Annotated in this window: 1 protein-coding gene and 1 pseudogene; both read right to left on the bottom strand. The window is 61.3% G+C overall.

The window, feature by feature from the left end; genetic code table 11:
- Window positions 1-9 precede the first annotated feature (9 nt).
- On the bottom strand, window positions 10-855 hold the full coding sequence (locus HZR81_RS23550; protein ID WP_500129391.1) for a DUF4123 domain-containing protein: 846 nt from the start codon (window positions 853-855) through the stop codon (window positions 10-12).
- Window positions 852-1,294 (bottom strand): annotated as a pseudogene (locus tag HZR81_RS23545) (type VI secretion system tip protein VgrG); the annotation flags it as partial. The gene HZR81_RS23550 and the pseudogene HZR81_RS23545, both read right to left, overlap by 4 nt.

Below are 1,294 nucleotides of genomic sequence, written 5' to 3'. Positions count from 1 at the left end.
CTCATCTGATCAGTCTCGTGCAGAATGGCTTGAAGTCAGTACTGAACTGACTCGCGAGTAGTGGGCTTCCGGTATTTCCCTCCCGGTCGGTCGCCAGGCCGGGTGATCGGCAAGTGCAGGGTCGAGCTGGTAGCGGAGCAGAAAGTGCAGTTGCGGCTCGCTGTGCCATTGCCATTCCTTCGCTTTGTCGAGTTGATGGTCCAGCCAGTCGCTCACCACCCGGGTTTCGGCGAGCCGGGTGGTCGCCTGCGTATGGTTCTGCCATAGCCACAACTCGAGGTTGTGGTGCGCCACAGCACGTTGTACCTGCTCGGGCTCTGGGATGGACAACCAAGGTTTTTCGAAGGGCTCGCGGTACTCCCCTGGCTGCTCGTTATCGAACCATTGCCAGTCCTGACCATCCCAGCAGAGCGCGCTGGCCAGTGGACCAAGCAGCAGAGGGCGTTGGGACGTGTCCAGTTCGCCGAGGTGACGCGCGACGATGCGGTTGTCCTGGAATCGATACAGCGAACGTTGCCCTTGTTCATCGTCAAAGATGCGGGCTTGCCAGTGTTGTGTGAGCACAGCGATGTCAGCGTGGTCGACGCTGGCGAGCCAGCCCCAGTTCTGCTCCGGTGCATCGGTCAGCGAACCTAGCTGCATGAGATTTTGCTCGTTCAGCATTACCAGCCAAGGGCCGACCTCGGCCAATTCGGCGACCTCGGTCCCCTGATAGAGATTGGCGTAGCTGTGCACCAGATCCGCTGAGAACAGGCGAGGCAGCGGAGCGGGTTCTGCAAGGCTATCGATAACGAGCAACAGCTGTCGGCCTTGGGCTTGTTGCTCGCTGAGCCAGTGTTCGATCATGTCGTTCATCGAGCGGCTCCAACCTCACACATCCTCACCCGGCACGCTTCACAAATCGGGCAACGGCTGGCGCCGATTTGCCGGGCTTTACGCGCAAGCTGCAGTTGGGTATTGGCAAGCGCGAGCTTGGGCTTGGCGCCAGCCTTGTCTTGGTCGGCTGCCCAGGGAACCTGTGGAGCGACGACGTTCACGCCTGAACCTGTGCCAGCCGCGCCGCCAGAGTTCATCTTGATGGTCGCACCGCTCAGCGTCACCCCGCTGGGGTCGAGCTTGAGGAAACTGCCACCCCCTGAGGCGGTGAGTTCCATGCCGGCGTCGATGACGACCTTGCTGCCGGCGTAGTAGTGGATTTCATTGCCCGCCTCGACGAACTGGCCGGCGCCGATCTTCAGGTGCTGGCTGTTGCCCACGGTGAGGTGGTCGTTGGCGCGGATTTCTGTCTTGCGGC

The organism is Pseudomonas sp. LM13, from assembly GCF_041381355.1.
Classification (GTDB): domain Bacteria; phylum Pseudomonadota; class Gammaproteobacteria; order Pseudomonadales; family Pseudomonadaceae; genus Stutzerimonas; species Stutzerimonas frequens.
This window is presented reverse-complemented; position numbering and strand designations above follow the sequence as displayed.